General features: G+C 66.0%; 19 protein-coding genes. 13 read left to right on the forward strand and 6 right to left on the reverse strand.

The window, feature by feature from the left end; genetic code table 11:
- The first annotated feature begins 373 nt into the window (after positions 1-373).
- Positions 374-1,540, forward strand: coding sequence for a glutamate 5-kinase (proB, locus tag FSZ31_RS08040; RefSeq protein ID WP_201739147.1), 1,167 nt, complete (start codon positions 374-376; stop codon positions 1,538-1,540).
- A 104-nt stretch (positions 1,541-1,644) separates the two neighbouring features.
- Here proB and FSZ31_RS08045 read toward each other — a convergent pair whose 3' ends face one another.
- Together FSZ31_RS08045 and FSZ31_RS08050 are read right to left on the reverse strand one after the other, a co-directional pair.
- On the reverse strand, positions 1,645-2,469 hold the full coding sequence (locus FSZ31_RS08045) for an isocitrate lyase/PEP mutase family protein (RefSeq protein WP_147122854.1): 825 nt from the start codon (positions 2,467-2,469) through the stop codon (positions 1,645-1,647).
- Positions 2,466-3,212 carry a glutathione S-transferase family protein gene (locus tag FSZ31_RS08050; RefSeq protein WP_147122855.1) on the reverse strand — a complete coding sequence of 249 codons (747 nt, stop codon included), beginning with the start codon at positions 3,210-3,212 and terminating at the stop codon, positions 2,466-2,468. The genes FSZ31_RS08045 and FSZ31_RS08050 overlap by 4 nt, the downstream gene beginning before the upstream one ends.
- Before the next feature lie 116 nt (positions 3,213-3,328).
- On the opposite strand from FSZ31_RS08050, the gene trxB reads away from it, so the two are divergent.
- Positions 3,329-4,297 carry a thioredoxin-disulfide reductase gene (trxB, locus tag FSZ31_RS08055; protein ID WP_147122856.1) on the forward strand — a complete coding sequence of 323 codons (969 nt, stop codon included), beginning with the start codon at positions 3,329-3,331 and terminating at the stop codon, positions 4,295-4,297.
- Between the two features lie 3 nt (positions 4,298-4,300).
- Here trxB and FSZ31_RS08060 read toward each other — a convergent pair whose 3' ends face one another.
- Genes FSZ31_RS08060 through FSZ31_RS08075 form a run of 4 tightly spaced genes read right to left on the reverse strand, consistent with a single transcriptional unit; the run spans position 4,301 to position 7,166 of the window.
- Positions 4,301-5,137, reverse strand: coding sequence for a hydrolase 1, exosortase A system-associated (locus FSZ31_RS08060; RefSeq protein ID WP_147122857.1), 837 nt, complete (start codon positions 5,135-5,137; stop codon positions 4,301-4,303).
- The gene (locus FSZ31_RS08065; protein ID WP_147122858.1) at positions 5,122-5,802 is read right to left on the reverse strand and encodes a hypothetical protein; all 681 of its coding nucleotides are present in this window, start codon (positions 5,800-5,802) and stop codon (positions 5,122-5,124) included. Before FSZ31_RS08065 ends, FSZ31_RS08060 begins: the two co-directional genes overlap by 16 nt.
- Before the next feature lie 24 nt (positions 5,803-5,826).
- Positions 5,827-6,099, reverse strand: a complete 273-nt coding sequence (locus tag FSZ31_RS08070) for an acyl carrier protein (RefSeq protein WP_147122859.1) — start codon at positions 6,097-6,099, stop codon at positions 5,827-5,829.
- A 38-nt stretch (positions 6,100-6,137) separates the two neighbouring features.
- Positions 6,138-7,166: a GNAT family N-acetyltransferase gene (locus FSZ31_RS08075; protein ID WP_161595986.1), complete on the reverse strand. Its 1,029-nt coding sequence runs from the start codon at positions 7,164-7,166 to the stop codon at positions 6,138-6,140.
- Positions 7,167-7,269: 103 nt separating this feature from the next.
- On the opposite strand from FSZ31_RS08075, the gene FSZ31_RS08080 reads away from it, so the two are divergent.
- From FSZ31_RS08080 to xrtA, 11 genes are all read left to right on the forward strand, one after another.
- On the forward strand, positions 7,270-8,745 hold the full coding sequence (locus tag FSZ31_RS08080; RefSeq protein ID WP_147123252.1) for an acyl-CoA ligase (AMP-forming), exosortase A system-associated: 1,476 nt from the start codon (positions 7,270-7,272) through the stop codon (positions 8,743-8,745).
- Positions 8,742-9,977 (forward strand): pyridoxal-dependent decarboxylase, exosortase A system-associated, encoded by a 1,236-nt coding sequence (locus FSZ31_RS08085; RefSeq protein ID WP_147122861.1) that lies wholly within the window; start codon positions 8,742-8,744, stop codon positions 9,975-9,977. The genes FSZ31_RS08080 and FSZ31_RS08085 overlap by 4 nt, the downstream gene beginning before the upstream one ends.
- A 142-nt stretch (positions 9,978-10,119) precedes the next feature.
- Positions 10,120-10,767: an XrtA/PEP-CTERM system exopolysaccharide export protein gene (locus FSZ31_RS08090; protein WP_147122862.1), complete on the forward strand. Its 648-nt coding sequence runs from the start codon at positions 10,120-10,122 to the stop codon at positions 10,765-10,767.
- 33 nt (positions 10,768-10,800) lie between these two features.
- Positions 10,801-12,339: an XrtA system polysaccharide chain length determinant gene (locus FSZ31_RS08095; protein ID WP_147122863.1), complete on the forward strand. Its 1,539-nt coding sequence runs from the start codon at positions 10,801-10,803 to the stop codon at positions 12,337-12,339.
- A gap of 14 nt (positions 12,340-12,353) precedes the next feature.
- A complete protein-coding gene (locus FSZ31_RS08100) occupies positions 12,354-13,319 on the forward strand; it encodes a P-loop NTPase (RefSeq protein ID WP_147122864.1) in 966 nt (321 codons plus the stop codon).
- Between the two features lies 1 nt (position 13,320).
- The gene (locus FSZ31_RS08105; RefSeq protein WP_147122865.1) at positions 13,321-15,042 is read left to right on the forward strand and encodes a hypothetical protein; all 1,722 of its coding nucleotides are present in this window, start codon (positions 13,321-13,323) and stop codon (positions 15,040-15,042) included.
- Positions 15,043-15,082: 40 nt separating this feature from the next.
- Complete coding sequence (locus tag FSZ31_RS08110; protein ID WP_147123253.1) at positions 15,083-16,201, forward strand: XrtA/PEP-CTERM system-associated ATPase; 1,119 nt, start codon at positions 15,083-15,085, stop codon at positions 16,199-16,201.
- Positions 16,202-16,260: 59 nt separating this feature from the next.
- Entirely contained in the window at positions 16,261-17,115 is an 855-nt protein-coding gene (locus FSZ31_RS08115; RefSeq protein ID WP_147122866.1) for an XrtA system polysaccharide deacetylase, read from the forward strand.
- Positions 17,112-18,170, forward strand: a complete 1,059-nt coding sequence (locus FSZ31_RS08120) for a FemAB family XrtA/PEP-CTERM system-associated protein (protein WP_147122867.1) — start codon at positions 17,112-17,114, stop codon at positions 18,168-18,170. Before FSZ31_RS08115 ends, FSZ31_RS08120 begins: the two co-directional genes overlap by 4 nt.
- Entirely contained in the window at positions 18,170-19,417 is a 1,248-nt protein-coding gene (locus FSZ31_RS08125) for a TIGR03087 family PEP-CTERM/XrtA system glycosyltransferase (protein ID WP_147122868.1), read from the forward strand. Before FSZ31_RS08120 ends, FSZ31_RS08125 begins: the two co-directional genes overlap by 1 nt.
- Positions 19,414-20,937, forward strand: coding sequence for an exosortase A (xrtA, locus tag FSZ31_RS08130; RefSeq protein WP_147122869.1), 1,524 nt, complete (start codon positions 19,414-19,416; stop codon positions 20,935-20,937). The genes FSZ31_RS08125 and xrtA overlap by 4 nt, the downstream gene beginning before the upstream one ends.
- Positions 20,938-20,947: the final 10 nt, after the last annotated feature.

A 20,947-nucleotide genomic window follows, 5' to 3' on the forward strand; every position in this document is an offset into this window, starting at 1 on the left:
ATATTCGTGCTCGCGCGTGCCGCGCAATCCGGACCCGGTCAGTACCTGGGCGCTCGGCGCAGCGAGTCTCTCGATGCCACCGGTGCGCTGCTACACATCGCCGAATCCATGATCCACGAAATCGCCATCACTATTCTCCGCTGCGCTATGAAGAAAACGCACAAGTTTTCTTCATCAGAGAAACAGTATCCCGTCGCGTTCGACTCACTAGTCAGAGATCGAGATGTTAGAACTCTTCTCAATCTGTTCACTGCGTCGGGGCGTGTTTTGCCAGTGACCTGGATAGAAACAATTCTCCGATCGACCGGCAAGCCGGTTGTGCATCGCACAATGCATAACTAGATAGCCAGCAGCATTTTACAAGGCAATGGTGATGACTGGCGTAATTCAAACCAAGCGTATCGTCGTGAAAGTGGGCTCGAGCCTGCTCGCAAACAGCGATCGCCTGACCCCGCGTTTCGGCTTCATCCAGCGGCTGATGGAAGACATCGCCCGGCTGCGCGACGATGGTTACGAGGTGATCCTGTGTTCGTCGGGTGCGGTCGCGCTGGGCCTCAACATTCTCGGCGAGCGGCCCGAAACGGCGGGCCTGACCGACAAGCAGGCGGCCGCGGCGTGCGGTATGCCGCTGTTGCTCAACGTCTATAAGCAGATTGCCCACGAATATGGCTTCGAGATCGCGCAGATCCTCCTGACGCTTGGCGATTTCGAGGACCACCGCCGCTTCCTCAATACCAAGAACACCGTCCACCGGCTGCTCAAGGCGCAGGTGATGCCGATCGTCAACGAGAACGACACGATCACCACCGAGGAAATCCGCGTCGGCGACAACGACCGGCTGGCCGCCAAGATCGCCCAGATGGTCGAGGCGGGGCAGTTCATCATCCTGACCGGCGTCGACGGCCTCTACGACCGCAACCCCGATAAAGAGGGCGCGCAGCTGATCGAGGAGGTCCACGACGTCAGCGAGTATATCGAGGCGACGAGCGGCACCAGCACGCTGGGCACCGGCGGCATGCTGACCAAGCTGCAGGCCGCCAACATGGCGCAGAACGCGGGGTGCACGACCTATATCGCCAATGGCGAGGCCGAATATCCGCTGTCGTCGGTGCTGTCGGGCGCGCGCAAATGCACCAAGTGCATCGCGCACGCCAATCCCGGATCGCTGTGGACGACGTGGCTGGCCGATCGCCTGCAAATGGCGGGGAGCCTCGTCATTACCGGGGAGGCGGCTGAAAACCTTGGCCAGGGAAAGGCGATCCATCGGCGCGACGTAATCTCGATGGACGGCGATTTCTCGCGCGGCGATGTGCTCCATATCTACGATGAGGAGGGGATCGAGCGCGCCCGCGGCCTGTCAGATTTCACCGCGGAAGAAACGCGTGTGATGACGATGAACCAGGAGCTTCCCGCCGACCAGCTGCTCGGCTATCAAACGCATGCCGAAATCGTCCGGCCCGACAATCTGGTCGTACTCGAAACCCGGCACCTGACGTGGGATGCGCCGATCGCGTCGGTCAGGCCCGAGCTGCCCGACTGACATTCCGTAGCTCGCACAGGGTTCGAATCCTTTCGGGTTCCTGGCCGCAAAAATCGCGAGCCGGTCGCTGATCGAGCCAGCTCCTGATTGTGCCGGAAGCAGTTTCAATCCATATTCGTCGGAAATAGCCGTGAGATGTCTCCAGACCGTATTCCTCCCGAAGCTGCGGAAAGATCACCGTTGGCGAGCTTGGCCGCGGTGGTTTTCACCTCGCCCATCGCTCGCAAATAGGCGGCGCCCCCAATGCTTATCCGCACGGCACCAAGGGCATCAAGCTCGGCGAGCGGTATGAAACCGTCGAACGGGCCGAGCAGGACGTTGAGTGGTTTGGGCGCGACGGCGCGTACTACCGCTCGCACCGCATCCTGATCGGGCAGCGCAGGAGCATACAGCACGTCCGCTCCGACATCGGCAAAGGCTGTCAGGCGGCGAATGGTGTCGTCAAGATCGGGACGCCCGTGCAGAAAGTTGTCGGTGCGAGCGGTCAACACTATCCGGCCCTTCGCCCGCTTCGCCGCTGCGGCGACACGCGCGACGGCATCGTCGAAATCGTGGATCGGCCGAAGCGGATCGGCGGTCGTGTCTTCGATGCCCAGTCCGGCCAAACCACCGGCGACCGCTGCCTCGACCGTCAATTCGCAATCTTCGGGTGCTTCGCCGAAACCGTCTTCCAGGTCGCCATTGACCGGAAGTTCGGACACTCGCGCCAGCAAACCGGCATTGGCGATCGCCTCTTCGCGTGAGACGGCGCGCAAGCCGTCGACCCTCCCGAGGCTGAATGCGATGGCGAGCGAGGTCGAGCCCAGCGCCTCGAACCCCGCGTCTGCAAAGATCGCGGCCGAGGCCGCATCCCATGCATTGGGCATGATGAAGGCGCGACCTCGTTCATGCAGCGCCCGGAACCGATCATAAGCTTCGCGCTGGGTCACGTTTCGGGCCTCGCGGGAATGTTCAGTCCGCGCTGCACTGCCGGACGCGCCAGCCAGCGATCGAGCCAGCCGGGAAGATATTCGAATGCATCGAAGTCGACCAGCTCGCGCGCTTCGTAGAAGGTGATCAGGTTCCGGATCCAGCCCAGCGTCGCGATATCGGCGATCGAATAATCGGCACCCATAATCCAGGGGCCATCCGCCAGTCGCTCATCGAGCACGCCGAGCAGTCGACGTGCCTCGGAGACATAGCGATCCAGCGGTCTTGGATCGTCGATCTCCTTACCCGCGAAGATATTGAAATAGCCGACCTGACAGAACATCGGACCGATCCCGCCAACCTGGAAATGGAGCCAGGCGATCGCTTCCCAGCGACGGGCGCGATCATCAGGGAGCAGGCGTCCGGTCTTGTCGGCGAGATAGTGCAGGATAGTGCCCGATTCGAACAGGCCGATAGGTTGACCGTTTGGCCCGTCGATATCAATCATGGCCGGGATCTTGCCATTGGGATTGAGCGAACGGAATGCTTCACTCTTTTGCTCATCTTTCGCGAAATCGATCCGATGCACCTCGTACGGAAGACCAAGTTCTTCCAGAGCAATCGATACTTTTACGCCGTTGGGGGTCGGCAACGAATATAGCTGAATACGATCGGGATGCGCGGGCGCCCAGTGCCGCGCGATCGGGAATTGGTCGAGCAATGGTTGATCTCCGTTTGTCGTTTGCCGGTGCGATTGCCACATGCGATGCAGGCCTGTCCAACCGTTAGAGACAGGCGGGGTGACTTCGTCTGCACTTCGCTTTACAGGGCACGCCTGTTTTAGCGCCGCACCGGGGCGGACCGAGAGATGGAGCCTTCATGAGCGATCCAAAGCGCAGCCGAATGATCATCCTCGGTTCGGGGCCCGCCGGCCTGTCAGCCGCGATCTACGCCGCGCGCGCCGGAATGAAGCCGATCGTGATCCAGGGCATGCAGCCCGGCGGACAGCTGACGATCACCACCGATGTCGAAAACTATCCCGGTTTCGCCGAAGTCGTTCAGGGACCCTGGCTGATGGAGCAGATGCAGGCTCAGGCGACCCATGTCGGCACCGAATTCGTCTATGACATCATCGTCGATGTCGACCTGTCGCGGCGCCCGTTCCGCCTGACCGGCGACGGCGGCGCGATCTACGAAGGCGAGACTCTGGTCATTGCGACCGGTGCGCAGGCCAAATGGCTTGGCGCACCGGGCGAGGCCGAACTTGGCGGCAAGGGCGTATCGGCCTGCGCGACGTGCGACGGGTTCTTCTATCGCGGCAAGAAGGTCGTCGTCATCGGCGGCGGCAACACCGCGGTCGAGGAAGCGCTCTACCTGACCAACCATTCGGACGACGTCACGCTGATCCACCGCCGCGATTCGCTGCGCTCGGAAAAGATCCTGCAGGAACGCCTGTTCGCCAATCCGAAGATATCGGTGCTGTGGAACAAGAGCGTCGAGGCCTTTGTCGGCGGCGGCGATCCAGAGGGGCTGGTCGGCGTCGACCTCGTTGACACCGTGACCGGCGAAAAGAGCCATGAGCCGTGCGACGGCGCCTTCGTCGCGATCGGCCACGCGCCGTCGACCGAATTGTTCAAGGGCAAGCTGCCGATGGACGACCACGGCTATCTCGATGTCGAAAAGGGCACCAGCCGGACCGTCATTCCCGGCGTGTTCGCTGCAGGCGACGTGTCGGACAAGGTCTATCGCCAGGCGGTCACGGCCGCCGGCATGGGCTGCATGGCCGCGCTCGACGCCGAGAAATTTCTTGCCGAGGCTGATTTCGAGGCCGCCGAAGCCGCCGAGTAAGCCTTACGGCGATCGGGTCAGGGCCTCGATCAGCCGTTGATCGAGCCACGCCGTATCGTCCTCGCGCGCAAAACTGTGTGAGGCGCTGTCGAGACGGTGCAGCGACAGCTTTGCGTTAGCGCGCGCGGCGGCGAAGGCGTGCGATGTCCATGCCGCCTCGAACTCGATCGCGGTGCGGTCGCGCTCGGCGAGCAGGATTTGCGTAGGGATCGTGCTGCGCGTCATCGCTGCGCCGAGCCGCGAAGCGAGCGCCGAAGGCACGTCACCGCTGCGTGCGCGCAACAGGCCGCGCGCCAGCTTGCCGAGATCGACTCCGCCGCGCAGCAGGCGCAACCATTCGCTTGGGTCTTTGAGCTTGGCACGATAGCGCGCCCGGATTGCCGCCGCCGAGGGCAGGGGGGTGTCGTCGCCATCGCCCTTCGCTGGCGCAGCCTCGTCGATCACCCAGGGATTGGCGAGGACGAGCGCGTCGATCCCCGCGAAGGGCCCGTGCAGCGCCAGCGCGCTCGCCGCGTCGCAATTGCCGAACGCGGCGATCGGCGTGCCGGGCGGACAGGCGGCGCGCAATTGCACGAGCGCGGCCGCGATATCGGGTCCGCTGGCATCGAAACCGCGATTGTCGCCTGTGCTGTCGCCGACCCCGCGCCGGTCGAAGCGCAGGACCGCCATGCCCTGCGCGGCGAGCCGCTGCGCCAGCATCGCCATGCCGCGATGTGCCCCGCTGCGCAGCTCGTTGCCGCCCGAGACGATCAGCAACGCGGCGCGCGGTACGCCCTGGGGCCGGTCGATCGTCGCGGCGATCGTGTCGCCCTCGCAGGCGAAGCTCAGAAATTCGCGCATGACGTCATCCACGTGGTGATGTCGTCGGCGATCGCCGCCGCGAGCCCCGCATCCTCACCCGGCTCGGCCTGCAACCACAAGGGACGGCCGGGCAAGGCGTCCTCGCCGGTGCCGAGCGGCACGCTGCGGCATGGCGCGATCGCAACGGGTTCGGCCTCGCGCAGCTCGGCGATCATCGCCGGCGACAGGATGTTGCCCGCAAGGCGCACGGCTTCGTTCGCTGCTTTCGCCTCGAGTTCGGCCATGCTGGTGTCGCGCCCCGCCTCGCGATCGCCCGCGATCCGCGTGCGCATCATCGTCTTGAGCAGGCTCGCACCGCGGACGGGCGCGAAGCGCCAGTGCGCGGCGACGGCGGCATCGTCGATCAACGCGCCGCCCCTGATCGAAGCGATCAATATAGGGCGTCCGTTGGCGGCAACATGATCGGCCAGCGCCGTGCGCCAGCTCGACAGCGTCGCCTCATGTGTCGGCACCAGCGATTCATTCTGGCCGGGCAGGTCGGGCAGGATCGACCCGACCTCGCGCTCAGCCAGCGCGCGCATTGCGAGGCGGACCGTCCGGCGGAGGCGGTTGGCCTCTTCGAACAGCGGCAGGACGAAAAGTACAACGGGGCCTGTCGCCGGCCCATCGCGGACGATCTGTTCGGCAAGTGCGGGCGCGCTCATCGTGCGAGGCGGCCGCGCGGCATGTCAGCCGAGCGCCTTGGCCTGAGCAAAGCGCACCAAGGCGCCGAAATTCTCGAAAATATCGCCATCGACCTCGTCATCGTCGACGGTAATGCCGAGCCGGTCCTCGAGTTCGGTGAGCAGGCCCGCCACCGCCATCGAATCGAGTTCGGGCAGCGACCCGAACAGTTCGGTCTGCGCGTCGAACCCCGCCACGCGGGCCTCGTCGATGCCAAGCACGTCGCGCAACACCGCGCGCACCGTCGCCTCGACCGTATCGGCGCCTTCGAAAATCATGCAAATTCCCCACGAGACCGCTGTTTCTGCGCTGCCTGTTAATCCGAACCGCGCCGCTTCACAAGCCGCGATAGCGCGGTTTTCAATGCCGGAAACCACGCCGCCGGGCGGCGCAGATTGTACATCTCGACGCGATAAAGCGGACGACACGCGTTCATCCAGTCGCGCTTGTAGGCGTCGTCGCCGGTGCCGAAATCGATTGTGCGGACATGGTCGCGCTCGAACGCGTGTTCGAACATAGCATAGCTGAGCAACGTGCCCGGCGATGCCTTGTCGCTGTCCTCGACATGCGCCAGCTTGTGGATGTTGGCGACGCCATGGTCGGTGGTCCACATCTGTGCCGCGACCGGCCGCCCCTCGATCCGGGCGATGCCGAGCCGCAATGCGCCCGCCGCGCCTTCCTGTTCGGCGAGCGCGCGGAGAAATTCGGGATGCCCCTCTTCGGGTTTCCAGCTTTGCGCATAGACTTGCTCATAGGCGGCCCAGGCGTCGGCATCGAAACGGTCGAACAGTTCGAGCGTGACGATGTTCTTCTTGGCCTTGCGCTTGACCGTGCTCTTGAGTGCGCCGGGGCGCCCGGCCCAATAGGTCGCGAAATCGATGCCGTCGGTATCGAGCGTGTGGTTGACCGTCTTGACCTCGGAAAACACGCGCCAGCCGGCGCGGCGAAAGCTCGTTTCGACCAGCGCGAGATCGCTTTCGGGCAGCGGTTCGAGCAAGATCCGGCACGCACGACCGCGCAGGCGCTGCGCCGCGGCGGTCAGCAGCGTCAGTTTGGTTTCGTCTGAAGGTGTGCCGGTAAATATCGGATGGAAAGAGAAACTGTACCAGTTCGCCAGGCTGATGAGCGAGTCTTCGTGCTCATGTGCTAGGACCAGCCAGCAGTCCGAATGCTCGCTGCGCGTGCGGACCGCAAGGATGCGCCAGTGCGGCGCGCATAGGCGGTGGAGCAGGCCGAACCAGGCCAGCCGGTCGAACAAGGAAGGCTGGCGATCACGACCAAGCGCGCGCGCCGAATTTTCGGCGATGCGGTCGAGCTTGACGTGATATTCACCCTTAACCCACATACATTCTCGTCCGTTCGCGCTGTGCGAGCCTTCGTCGTTCCTATTATGCGGATAAGCTGTGACCGAAACGCTAACCATCGCCCCGCAGACGATTGACTGCCTGATGCAGCGCGGCGCGGCAAGCGCGATCGCGCTCGAAACGCCGCGCGAAACGCTTGAATTTGCAGCAGTCGAGGACCGCGTGGCGGCGATGGCGGCGGTCCTGCGCGAGCACGGCCTTGGCCCCGGCGATCGTGTTGCGACCTGGCTCGCCAAGACGTCAGAGGCGTGTTTGATGCCGCTCGCCGCGGCGCGCGCGGGCCTGATCCACGTTCCGGTCAATCCGCTGCTCAAGCGCGCGCAGGTCGCGCATATCCTTGCAGACAGCGGCGCACGCCTGTTGCTGTCGAATGCCGCGCGCATCGCCACGCTCGATCCCGCCGATGGCGATGCCGCCCGCGTCGATGTCGATGATTTTGCCGATGCGGTCGCCGCGACCGACGACCGGATTGCGCAATCGCCTGCCTCGCCCGACGATATCGCCGCGATCCTCTACACCAGCGGCTCTACGGGAAAGCCCAAGGGCGTCGTGCTGAGCCACGCCAACCTCTGGCTCGGCGCACAATCGGTGGCGCATTATCTGAAGCTTTCGGCCGACGACCGGACGCTGTGCGTCCTGCCGCTGAGCTTCGATTATGGCCAGAACCAGCTGTTTTCGACCTGGTATGCGGGCGGTGCCTGCATCCCGCTCGACTATCTCACGCCGCGTGACGTCATGAAATCGGTCGCCAGGCGATCGATCACGACGCTCGCCGGCGTGCCGCCTTTGTGGGTCCAGCTCGTCGAGCTCGACTGGGCCGACGATGCGGGCAAAACGCTGCGGCGGCTGACCAATTCGGGCGGCGCGCTGACGCGGCCGCTGGTGCGGCGGTTGCGCGCGCTGTTTCCCGATGCCGACCTCTATCCGATGTACGGCCTGACCGAGGCGTTCCGCTCGACCTATCTCGACCCCGGGCTCGTCGCTGCGCATCCCGAATCGATGGGGCGCGCGATTCCCTTCGCCGAAATCCTCGTTGTCCGACCTGATGGTTCCCCGACCGAGGCCGACGAACCCGGTGAGCTGGTCCATTGCGGCCCGCTCGTCGCGCAGGGCTATTGGCGCGATCCGGCGCGCACGGCGCAGCGGTTCAAACTCGCGCCGGCGCATTCGACCTATGGCGGCTCGGCGGTCTGGTCGGGCGACAGCGTCCGGCGCGATGCCGATGGCCTGCTCTATTTCGTCGGGCGCGACGATGCGATGATCAAGTCGGCGGGCAACCGCATCAGCCCGAGCGAGATCGAGGACGCGGCGGTCGAGTGCGACGGCGTCGCCGAAGCGGTCGCGCTCGGCGTCAAGGACGACCGGCTCGGCGAGGCGATCGTCCTGATCGTCCGCGGCAACCGCGACGATTCGACGCTACGCGCGCATCTGCGCGCCGAATTACCCAATTTCATGCAGCCTGCGCGGATCGTCTGGCGCGATGCGCTGCCGCGCAATTCCAATGGCAAGCTCGACCGGGTGGCGCTGGCGAACGAAATCGCGCAGGAAGTGACGTCATGAAGCCAACCGGCCCGATCCCGCCCTATTTCGCCGCCGATAGCGATGGCATGCTGCAGATCGGCGGTCGCCGAGCCGACGATCTCGTGGCCGAAGCGGGTGACACGCCGCTGTTCGTTTACGACATGGATATCGTGCGCCAGCGCGCCAAGCGCCTGCGCGCGGCGATGCCCGAGGCATTGGCGCTGCATTTCGCGATCAAGGCCAACCCCTGGGCGCCCGTGCTTGCCGCGATGGCGCCGCTGGTCGACGGTTTCGACGTCGCCTCGCAGGGCGAGATGGACCGCGCGCTCGCCGCGGGCATGGCGCCCGATGCAATCAGCTTTGCCGGCCCGGGCAAGCGCGACCGCGAGCTAAAGGCTGCAATCGTGGCAGGAGTGACGCTCAACGCCGAGTCCGAGGGCGAGGTGTCACGGGCGCTGGCGATCGGGCGCGACCTCGCCATTGCGCCGCGCATCGCGATCCGCGTGAATCCGAGTTTCGACCTCAAGGGGTCCGGGATGAAGATGGGCGGCGGGGCCAAGCCGTTCGGGGTCGATGCCGACCGCGTTCCCGCATTGGTCGAGGCCGTGATCAAGGGTGGCGGCGACTGGCGCGGCTTTCACATATTCGCCGGATCGCAGTCACTCGACGCCGATGCGATCATCGATGCGCAGGCGCAGACGATCGCGCTTGCCGCAGCGTTGGCGGAGGAGATCGGCAGCGCGCCGCGTCACGTCAACATCGGCGGCGGGCTGGGCATTCCCTATTTCTCGGGCGATGCCGCTCTCGACGTAGAATCGATTGGAGCTGCACTTTCCAAGCAGTTGAAGGAACTGCCGAATATTCTGAACGAGACGCAGTTCGCGATGGAGCTCGGGCGGTGGTTTGTCGCCGAAGCGGGGGTCTATCTGACACGCGTCGTCGACCGCAAGATCAGCCACGACCAGACCTTCCTCGTCTGCGACGGCGGGCTGCATCACCAACTCGCCGCATCGGGCAATTTCGGCACGGTGATCCGGCGCAATTATCCCATTGCGGTCGCCAATCGCTTCTTGGCCGATGCGAGCGAAACGGTGTCGGTGGTCGGACCGTTGTGCACTCCGCTCGACCGGCTCGGCGACCAGGTGGCGCTGCCGCACGCCGATCCTGGCGACCTGATTGCGGTGTTTCTCGCCGGGGCCTATGGGCGCTCGGCCAGCCCGACCGCCTTCCTCGGCCATCCCGAGCCGATAGAGATGCTTGTTAACGCTTGAACTTGTCCGCGTCCCGGCGCGGGGCAGGCGATACTTCACTAACGCTATATTCACCCTTTTGCGCCAAAAGAAGCGTAATGACGTCATCGACGCACGGGCTTCGCGCGCCGCGAAGCCCGTGTTTCGGCACAAGGAATTTGCTATGCGGAAAGCCAATATCGCCCGTTTGATCGCTGCGAGCAGTGTCACGGCGCTCGCTGTGAGCGGTTGCGCATCAGGGGTCGCGACGGCGCCCGAACTGCCGCCCGCATCGTTTGTCCAGCAGCAGCAGGGGCCGAGCGAGGAATATATCATCGGCCCGCTCGACCAGCTGACGATCTTCGTCTGGCGCAATCCCGAGCTCGGCGCCAAGGTCCAGGTGCGCCCCGATGGCCGCATCACGACGCCGCTGATCACCGACCTGCCCGCAGTCGGCAAGACGCCCGCGCAGCTCGGCGAGGATATCAAGCTGCGGTTGAGCGAATTCATCAACGATCCGATCGTCAGCGTCATCGTCAACGATTTCGCGGGCACCTATTCGCAGCAGGTGCGCATCGTCGGGGCGACCGAAAAGCCCGCGTCGCTGTCGTTCCGCGCGAACATGACGCTGCTCGACGCGATGATCGCGGTCGGCGGCCTCAGCGAATATGCCGCTGCCAACAAGGCGCGGCTGATCCGCTACAACGGCGCGACCGGCGAACAGAAGGAATATGCCATCCGCATCGGCGATCTGCTCAAGCGTGGCGACAGCACTGCCAACGTCCGGCTCCAGCCGGGCGACGTCATCATCATTCCCGAAAGCTTCTTCTAAAGCGCCTGCGCGCGTCAGCCAGAGACCCAATTTATGGACAGCCTTTACGACGAGATCAGGGTTGCACTGCATGCCATCTGGCTGCGCCGCTGGCTTGCGCTCGCGGTCGCGTGGATCATCTGCATCCTCGGCTGGCTGGTCGTCGCGCTGATTCCCAACACCTATCAGTCGACCGCCAAGGTGCTGGTCAACGTCAACCAGGTCGTCTCCGACCAGGTATCGGGGACGCAGGTCGATACGCGCCGCCAGATCGACGAAGTCCGCCAGACGCTGACCAGCGTTGCCGCGCTTGAAAAGGTCGTCGTCGCGACCGGGATCGTCGCACCCGGCGCGTCGGACAAGGCGCGCCTGTCGGCGGCCAGCGCGCTGCAGAAGAAGATCGTCGTGCTCGCCACCCAGGACAATGTCTTCCAGGTGACCGACAGCGTCTCGCTGTCGGACAAATCGGATTCGGAAAATGCCCGGCTCGCGCCGCAGGTGCTGACCGAACTGATCGCCGTTGCGCGCGACCAGCGTTCGGCGGGCGGGCGTTTGAATGCGCGCCAGAGCATCGACTTCCTCAACGCCCAGCTCGAATCGCGCGGCAAGGACCTGCAGCAGGCCGAACAGCGCCGCGTCGCGTTCGAGACCAACAATGTCGGCCTGATGCCCGGCATCGGCTCGGCGAGCCAGCGGATGGAATCGGCGCGCGCCGAGATCAACCAGATCGAATCGCAGCTCGTCTCGGCGCGCAGCTCGCTCGCCGCGCTCAATGGCCAGCTGGCCAGCACGCCGGCGACGGTGGCGGGCGGCATCGGCGCGGTCGGTGGCAGCGTTGCGCGCCAGCAGCTCGCCGCGGCGCAATCCGACCTTGCCAGCATGAAGGCGCGCGGCCTGACCGATTCTCACCCCGACGTCATCGCCACGCGCGCCCAGGTTGAGGCCTTGCGCGCACAGGCGGCGCGCGAAGGGCCGGCCGGCGCCTCGGGACAGATTACCAATCCGGCTTACGGTTCGCTCCAGGCAATGCGCGCCGAGCGCCAGGCGACTGTCACCGCGCTCGAATCGCGCAAGGCGCAGCTTCAGGGCGATGTCACGTCGATGCTGTCGCAGCGCATCCAGGAACCCGAAGTTGCCGCCGAATACGACCGGATCAACCGCGACTATACGGTGATGAAGGATCAATACGACCAGCTCGCGGCGCAGCTTGAACAGGCGCGTCTGCGGGGTGATCTCGAGGTCGAGACCGATGCCGTCAGCATTGCCGTGATCGACCCGCCGTCGCAACCGCGCGCGCCGGTCAGTCCCAATCGCCCACTGCTCCTCGCCGGCATCCTGATCGTCGGCCTGGTCGGCGGGGCGGGTGCCGCGTTTGCCCAGGGCCAGATCCAGACGAGCTATCCGACCGCCAGCCGGCTCGAACGCGCCAGCGGCCTGCCCGTCATCGGCTCGATCACCGAATCGCTGACCGCACCGCTGGTCGAGGAACGCAAGCGCAAGATGAAATGGCTCGCCGGCGGATCGGCGGGGCTGATCGGCCTGTTCGCGATCCTGATGATCGTCGAGTTCGTCCAGCGCGGCATGGTCGCGTGAGCGGGGAGAATGACATGAACAAGCCGGCCCCGATCAAGAAGCGCGCTTCCTTGCTCGAACGCGCTGCCGATGCGTTCGATTTCAACGCGCTGTTGCGCCGCGATCCGGCTGCTCCAGCCGCACCGGCCGACCCGACCCACGCGGTCGCGGCACCGGCGACCCCGCAACCGCGCGTCGAACGCCGCGGTCGCCGCGCGGGCGAGGTGGCGCCGTCGCGCCCCGTCGTCAACGCACCGCGCCAGAACGTCGATCGCGAAGCCCTGGCCGAAGCGGGCATGATCGTCCCCGGTGGCCCGGTCAGCGGCCTTGCCGAGGAATTCCGCATCGTCAAACGCCGGCTGATGCGCGAAATCAAGGCGCTCGAGGACGCCGCCGCGGCGACCCCCGGACGGGAGGGGCTGGCTCGCCGCGTGCTGATCGCATCGGCCAACCCGCACGAGGGCAAGACCTTCTGCGCGATCAATCTCGCAATGTCGCTGGCGATGGAACAGGATCACGAGGTCCTGCTCGTCGATGCCGATTTCGCCAAGCCGTCGATCCTCGCCGCACTCGGCCTGTCGGCCAGCCGCGGTTTCATGGATGCGCTCGCCGATCCGTCGATGGACGTCGCCACCGCGATCATCCCGACCGATATCGTCGGCCTGTCGGTCCTGTCGGCGGGAACGCAGACGACCAAGGACAGCGAATATCTTGCCTCGGCGCGGACCGAGACGGTGCTTGCGCGGCTGACCGAACAGGCTCCGCGCCGGATCGTCATCTTCGATTCGCCGCCAGTGCTCGCGGCATCGCCCGCGCTCGTCCTCGCCGCGCACGTTGGCCAGGCGCTGATGGTCGTGCGCGCCGACGAGACCAAGGAAGGCGCGCTCAAGGACGCGATCGGCCTGATGACCGCGTGCGAGAATATCCAGCTGCTGCTCAACGGGGTGAAGTTCTCCCCCGGCGGCCGCCGCTTCGGGACCTATTATGGTCAGGGGGAATGACATGACCTTTCGGACGAACCGCAAGCTCCTGCGGCCGGGCATGGCATTTGGCGTGGCGCTATGCGCGCTGCTGATGCCGCTTGCCGCCCACGCGCAGATGCTCGGCGACGAGCCGGCCGATGCATCCTCCGACCGTACGGACACGACCGCCGCCGACGATTCCGCGCCGGCCCGCGACCGTTCGGGGCCACGCGTCGAGGTCATCCCCTATGTCGAACTCGAACAGGTGCTGACCGCCGATCTCAACGGCAATGGCGATACGGTAACCTTTACCAGCGTCGCCGCTGGCGTTGCCGCGCGCGTTTCGACGCGCCGCGCCGAGGCGCAGGCCGATGTCCGCTATGAACACCGCATCGCCTGGCAAAAGGATGTCGGCGACCAGAATGTCGTCAGCGGCCTGGCGCGTGCGCGCGTCGATGTCGTTCCCAATCGCGTCAGCGTAGAGGGCGGCGCGCTTGCCACCCGCGCGCGGCGCGATATCGGCGGATCGGCACCCGGCCTGTATGTTGGCGACACGTCGAACACGGTCGACGTCTATTCGGTCTATGCCGGACCCAACGTATCGGTCCCGGTCGGCGAGGCAACGCTGAGCGCGGCCTATCGCATCGGCTATAACCGCGTCGAGAATTCGAACAACAGCGCGACGGTCGGCGGCCTGAGCGGCGACCTCTACGACGATTCGACCAACCAGGTCGCCAGCGCGACGATCGGCGTCCAGCCGGGCGTGCTGCCCGTCGGAGCGGCGCTCGGTGTCGGCTACGAGCGCGAGGATGTCAGCCTGCTCGACCAGCGCTATGAACGCAAATGGGCGCGTGTCGATGTGACCGTGCCCGTATCGCCCACTTTGCAGGCGGTCGGCGGGGTCGGTTACGAAAAGGCCCAGGCGAGCCAGCGCGAAGTGCTGCGCGATGGCCTCGGCAACCCGGTGATCGACAATAACGGTCGCTTCGTCACCGATGCCAGTTCGCCGCGACGGCTCAATTTCGACACCGACGGGCTGATCTATGACGTCGGCGTGCTGTGGCGGCCAAGCCGCCGCACCGCGCTCGAGGCGCATGCAGGGCGGCGCTATGGCGGCTTCTTCTTCGCCGGTTCGTACCAGCAACAGATCGATTCGCGCACCCACCTGGCGTTCGGCGCGTATCAGACGTTTTCGAGCTATGGCCGCCGCCTGACCAACGCGCTTGCCGGACTGCCGACGCAGTTCGACACCTATCGCAACCCGCTCGACGGATCGATCGGCAGCTGCGTCTATGGCGCCGACAACCAGGGCGGAGGCGGCTGTTTCGACTCCGCGCTGGCGGGCACGACGAGCGCCAATTTCGTCGCGCGCGGCCTGTCGGGTCAGCTCAGCACGCGCCGCGGCGGTTGGGATTACGGTTTCAGCGTCGGCGTCGACCAGCGCCGCTTCAAGGGCCGCGACCTGCTCGGAACGATCGACCTCGAAGGCGCGACCGACGAAAGCTATTTCGCCAGCCTGTCGGCGGGCACCCAGCTCGATGCGCGCTCGGGGTTCGATATGGCCGCCTATCTGCGCTATTTCGACAGCGAACTGGGCAATCGCGCGGGCGTCCTCGGCTATGGTGCGACCGCGGCATATAACCGCCGCTTCAGCCGCGGCCTGTCGGGCGTTGCCGCGCTCGGCATCTACGGCTCGGATCAGGACAACGGGATCAACGACCTCGTCGCATCCGCCCTGCTCGGCGCGCGGTATAGTTTCTGATAGACGTTTGATTAGATAAGGCTTGGGAGAGACCGAAGCGATGTACGACCAATATTACGGCCTGTCGGGAAAGCCATTCCAGCTGACCCCCGATCCCGCTTTCTATTTCGAGAGCGCGACGCACCGCAAGGCGATGAGCTATCTCGGCTATGGCCTCGCCCAGGGCGAAGGCCTGATCGTCATCACCGGCGAGATCGGCGCGGGCAAGTCGACGCTCGTCGCGCACCTGATGGACACGATCGACGACCGTCGCCTGACCGCGGCGCAACTCGTTTCGACGCAGGTCGGGCCCGATGACCTCATCCGTCTCGTCGCGACCAAGTTCGGAATCGACAGCGAGGGCGCCGACAAGGCCGACCTGCTGCGCGATATCGAGGATTTCCTCAATGCTCAGGCACGCGCGGGCAAGCGTACGCTGCTTGTCGTCGACGAAGCGCAGAACCTGCCGCTTGCCGCGCTCGAGGAACTGCGCATGTTCTCGAACTTCCAGCTCGGCAACCAGCCGCTGATGCAGATTTTCCTGCTCGGCCAGCCCGAGTTTCGCGATACCTTCCAGGAATCGCCGAGCCTCGAGCAGCTGCGCCAGCGTGTCATCGCGACGCACCATCTCGAACCGATGGAGGCCGACGAGGTCGAACCCTATATTCTCCACCGGCTCGCCAAGGTCGGCTGGGACGGCAACCCGCGCTTTACCGCCGATGCGATGGATGAATTGTACAAGGCCAGCGGCGGTATTCCGCGCCGGCTCAACGTCATCGCCGGGCGTGTGATGCTCGCCGGCGCGATCGACGAAGCCAGCCGGATCGACGGCGAGATGGTTCGCGAGGTCGTCAGCGACATGGGCGCCGATGCCGACGCCGCCAAGGAAAGCCGCGCGACTGCCGCCGCGCTACAAGACGCTGCGCCTGCTGCCGCGCCCGTCGCCGCCGATGCGCGTCCGGTCGAATTCGCCCCCGCAGCGATGACGCTCGCGGTCGATGGTGACCGCGTCCAGCATGCCCGCGACAGCCGCGTTGCAGCGCTCGAAGCACGGATCGCCGAGCTCGAAGCACAGATCGCGGACCAGGAGGCCGAATTGCGCCGCGCGGTCACGCTGATGATCAACTGGATCGACGATGGCGATGTCGGACGGCCGACGCGGCGCACGCGCGCGGCTTGACGAAGCGCCCGGCAGCGTTGCAGTCGGGAGGCGAAACGCCAGCCAGGGAGGCGGCAGCGATGCGCAACGCGATTTCGGTCGATATCGAGGACTGGTTCCAGGTCGGCGCGTTTGAAACCGTCATTGATCGCGGCAGCTGGGACCGCCGCACACATCGCGTCGAGGCCAATAGCGATGCCGTGCTTGCCCTGTTCGCCGCGGCTGACGTCAAGGCGACGTTCTTCATCCTCGGCTGGGTCGCCGAACGCTATCCTGCGCTGATCCGCCGCATCGCCGAGGCCGGGCACGAGATCGCCAGCCACGGCTTTGATCACGCACGTGTCTTCACGATGGATGCAAAGGGCTTTGCGCAAGATCTCGAAAAGACACGCAAGATTCTCGAAGATGCTTCGGGCGAGTCGGTCACCGGCTATCGCGCGCCGAGCTTCTCGATCGATCCGCGGACTCCCTGGGCGCACCAGGTCCTGGCCGACCAGGGGTACAGTTACTCGTCGAGCGTCGTGCCGATCGCGCACGACCATTATGGCTGGCCGGGCACGCCGCGCTTCGCCTGGCGTCCGGTGGCAGGCAGCGACCTGATCGAGCTGCCGGTGACCACCGCGACCTTCGCCGGGCGCACGCTCGCGGCGGGTGGTGGGGGGTTCTTTCGCCTGCTGCCCTATCGTTTTTCGCGCTGGGCGATCCGCCAGGTCAACGCCGCGGGGCATCCGGCGATCATATATTTCCACCCGTGGGAGATCGATCCCGACCAGCCGTTCGTCGCCGAGGCCCCGCTCAAGTCGAAGCTCCGCCATTATTCACGCCTGTCGGCGATGGCGGGCAAGCTCGGGCGGTTGATGGATGAGTTCGATTTTGGGCGGATGGATGCGCTGGTCGCCGACGAACGCGCGGCCATCGGCGCGCGCGCGGCATGAGCCTCGCCGATCCTGCCAGCGTCCCCAGCGTCGCGCCGGTGGCGGAGGGGCCCGCGCTCGCTAGCTATCTCGCGCAGCATGACGCCACGACGCCATTTCACGAACCGCGCTGGTGCCGCGCGATCGAACAGGGCTGCGGCCATGGCTATCACCTGCTCGGCGCGACCGACAAATCGGGCGCGCTGGTCGGCTATCTGCCGCTGACGCATGTCCGCTCAAAGCTGTTCGGCGACGCGCTGGTCTCGAGCGCCTTTGCCGTCGGCGGCGGGATCCTTGCCGACGATGCGCCAACCGCCGATGCGCTTGCCGATGCCGCCTGGGGACTCGCTCACCGCCTCGGCGTCGGCTCGGTCGAACTGCGCGGTGGCGCTGCTCCGGGGGCCGACTGGGCGCGCGACGATGCGACCTATGCCGGTTTCATCGGAGACCTCGCCGAAGACGATGCCGCGCAGCTGCTCGCGATCCCCCGCAAACAACGCGCCGAAGTGCGCAAGTCGCTCGACGGGATGCTTACGGTTGGTAGCGGCGGCGATCGCGAAGAGGGCGCTGCGCATTACGCGGTCTATGCCGAATCGGTGCGCAACCTCGGAACCCCGGTTTTTCCCCGAAAGCTCTTCTCGGCGGTTCTCAATGCATTCGGTGAAGACGCCGATATCCTTACCATTTATGAGGAAAGCAAGCCCGTAGCCAGCGTCCTCAGCCTGTATCATCGCGGCACCGTCATGCCCTATTGGGGCGGCGGAACCGCTGCTGCACGAAGCCTGCGCGCCAACGAGCGCCTCTATTACGAGCTGATGCTCCACGCGCGGCGGCGCGGCTGCACGCGCTTCGATTTCGGCCGCTCGAAGCTCGGCACCGGCGCCTATGCGTACAAGAAGAACTGGGGCTTCGAACCGACCCCGCTGACCTATTACGCGCGCAGCGCCGAGGGGCAGGGGCCGCGCAGCATCAATCCGCTCGATGCCAGATACCGGCTGCAGGTCGCCGCGTGGAAGAAACTGCCTTTGCGACTCGCCAACCGCATCGGCCCGCTCATCGCGCGGGGACTGGGGTGATGCGAACCGCACCCGTATCGACTGGCGGCGGCGCGACGCTGTTCCTCGCGCACCGCGTGCCGTTTCCGCCCGACCGCGGCGACAAGATGCGCTCGTTCCATATGCTCAAAGCGCTCGCAGCGCTGGGGCCCGTCCACCTCATCGCCTTTACCGATGACGCGCGGGACGAGGAGCTTGCGATCGGACTCGACGCGTATGTCGCCTCGCGCCTGCTCGTCCGGCGCAACATGGCGGTGCCGATCGCAGGCTTTCGCGCGCTGGCGGGCGGCGGGCCCTATTCGCTCGCCAGTTTCGACCATCCGCGCATCGCCGCGCGTGTTACCGCGCTGCTCGACAGCGGGGCGATCGACCGCATCTTCGTGTTTTCGGGGCAGATGGCGCAATATGTGCCGGTTGCGTGGCTCGCACGGACGATCGTCGATTTCGGCGACGTCGATTCGGCCAAGTTCGGCGATTACGCCGCCGCCTCGACGCGCTGGTCGCCGATGCGCGCGGTCTATGCGCGCGAGGATCGCGAGCTCGCCCGCTTCGAAGCGCAGATCGCCCGCTATGCCGCGCGCAGCCTGTTCGTCTCCGAAGTCGAGGCCGATCTGTTCCGCGCCCGCTCGGGCCTTGGCGAGGACAAGGTCGCGGCGGTCGACAACGGCATCGACCTCGACTTCTACGATCCTGCCGCCGTGGTTGCCGAACCCGATATCGCGCCTGACGGCCCGCTCGTCGTCTTCACTGGCCAGATGGATTACCGGCCCAATATCGAGGCGGTCGAACGCTTTGCCCGCCAGGTGCTGCCGCGCCTCAGGATCAAGGTGCCCGACGCCCGCTTCGCGATCGTCGGGCGCAATCCCGCGCCGCGCGTCTGCGCGCTCGATCGGCTCGACGGTGTGATCGTCACCGGTGCGGTCGACGATGTGCGCAGCTGGCTCGCCGCCGCCGATGTCGTCGTCGCGCCGTTGCAGATCGCCCGGGGCGTGCAAAACAAGGTGCTCGAGGCGATGGCGATGGGAAAGCCGATTGTCGTCTCGCCCGCCGCCGCGCAAGGGATCGACGCGACCGACGGGATGCATTTCATCGTCGCCGATAGCGCGGGCGCGCAGGCCGACGCGGTCGCCGCGCTGATCGCCGACCCGCCGCGCGCCTCAGCGCTGGGGCAGGCGGCGCGCGCGCGGGTCGAGGTGCGCTATGCCTGGGACGCGACGCTTGCGCCACTGGTTGACCTGCTCGAAGCATTGCCACGGCCTGCGGCATGACCGCCGTCTCAATGCCCGAAAGCGTGGCACCCGACGTCACCGCCCCGGCGTGGCGTACCCACGCGATGCTGCTCGGCGCGGCCACGCTCGCGCTGCTGGCGCTCTTCTGGCGCGATGCCGCGCATATGGCCTCGATCTGGTGGACGAGCTCGACCTTCAACCACTGTTTGCTGATCATCCCGATCCTCTATTGGCTGGTGCAGCAGCGTTGGCCCGTGCTGCGGACGATGACGCCGACGGTCTGGCTGGCGGGGCTGCTGCTCGTTGCCGCCGGCTCAATCGCCTGGCTGCTTGGCGAGGCGGGCGGGGTTTCGCTGGCGCGCCACCTCGGCCTTGTGCTGATGCTGCAGGGCGCGGTGGTCACGTTGCTTGGCAGGCAGGTGTCGCGCGCGCTGCTGTTTCCAATCGCCTACGCGCTGTTCCTCGTGCCGTTCGGCGAGGAGTTCGTCCCCGCGCTGCAGACGCTGACCGCCAAGATGGCGATGGTGATGCTCGGCTGGGCGGGCATCCCGGCGCATATCGAGGGCGTTTTCATCACCACGCCGCACGGCTGGTTCCAGGTCGCCGAGGCGTGTTCGGGGGTCAAGTTCGTCATCGCGATGCTCGCGCTCGGCGCGCTCGCGGCGCACTTGCTGTTTCGCCGATGGGGACGCCGGATCGGGTTCATCGCACTGGCACTGGTCGTGCCGATCCTCGCCAATGGCGTGCGTGCCTTCGCGACGATCTGGTACGCCGAGCGTTACGGTGTCGAACATGCCGCAGGCTTCGATCACGTCATCTATGGCTGGGTCTTCTTTGCCGTGGTCATTGCGATCGTCCTGGTCATCGGAACGCGTTTCGCCGACCGCGACGGGACCGAGCGCGTCGACGCCGTGCCCGCCGTGCCGGAACGTGGGGGAGGGGCCGCATGGCCTGCCGCGCTCGCGCTCGTCGTGATCGCGGCGCTGCCGCCCGCATGGCTCGCAATGTCGGCGGGACGTGCGCCCCAGTTGGCCGAGGCCTATGCCGCGCCCGCGGTGCCCGGCTGGCAATTAGTAGCATCCGCCGACGCGGTGCCGTGGCAGCCGCATTTTGCCGGTTCCGACAGCCTGCGTCGCTTCACCTATGCCGATCCACGCGGGCGCCGTGTCGACCTGATCGTCGCGGCCTTCGCGCGCCAGGCCGAAGGGCGAGAGATCGTCGGCTATGGCCGCGGCGCGCTCGACAGCGATCACGACTGGGTGTGGAGCGGTCAGGAGCATGCGCTGGGCGACGTGACGGTCGCGCGACTGATCGCGCCGGGCGCGGTGCGCGAGGTCGCCAGCGTCTATCGCGTCGGCAGCGAGGTGCTGGCCGACCCGAAGCGCGTCAAGCTGGCGACGCTGGTGGCACGCCTGCTCGGCCGCGACCAGCGTTCGGCGGCGGTGATCGTCTCGGCAGTCGCTACGCCCCAGCAAGACGCCGCGCAGGCGATCCGCGATTTTCGCGCCGCCGCGGGGCCGTTTGCGGCGCTGGCTGACGCCGCGCTCGAAACCCGCTAGAGGCGGGCCC

Source organism: Flavisphingopyxis soli (assembly GCF_007995095.1).
Lineage (GTDB): Bacteria > Pseudomonadota > Alphaproteobacteria > Sphingomonadales > Sphingomonadaceae > Flavisphingopyxis > Flavisphingopyxis soli.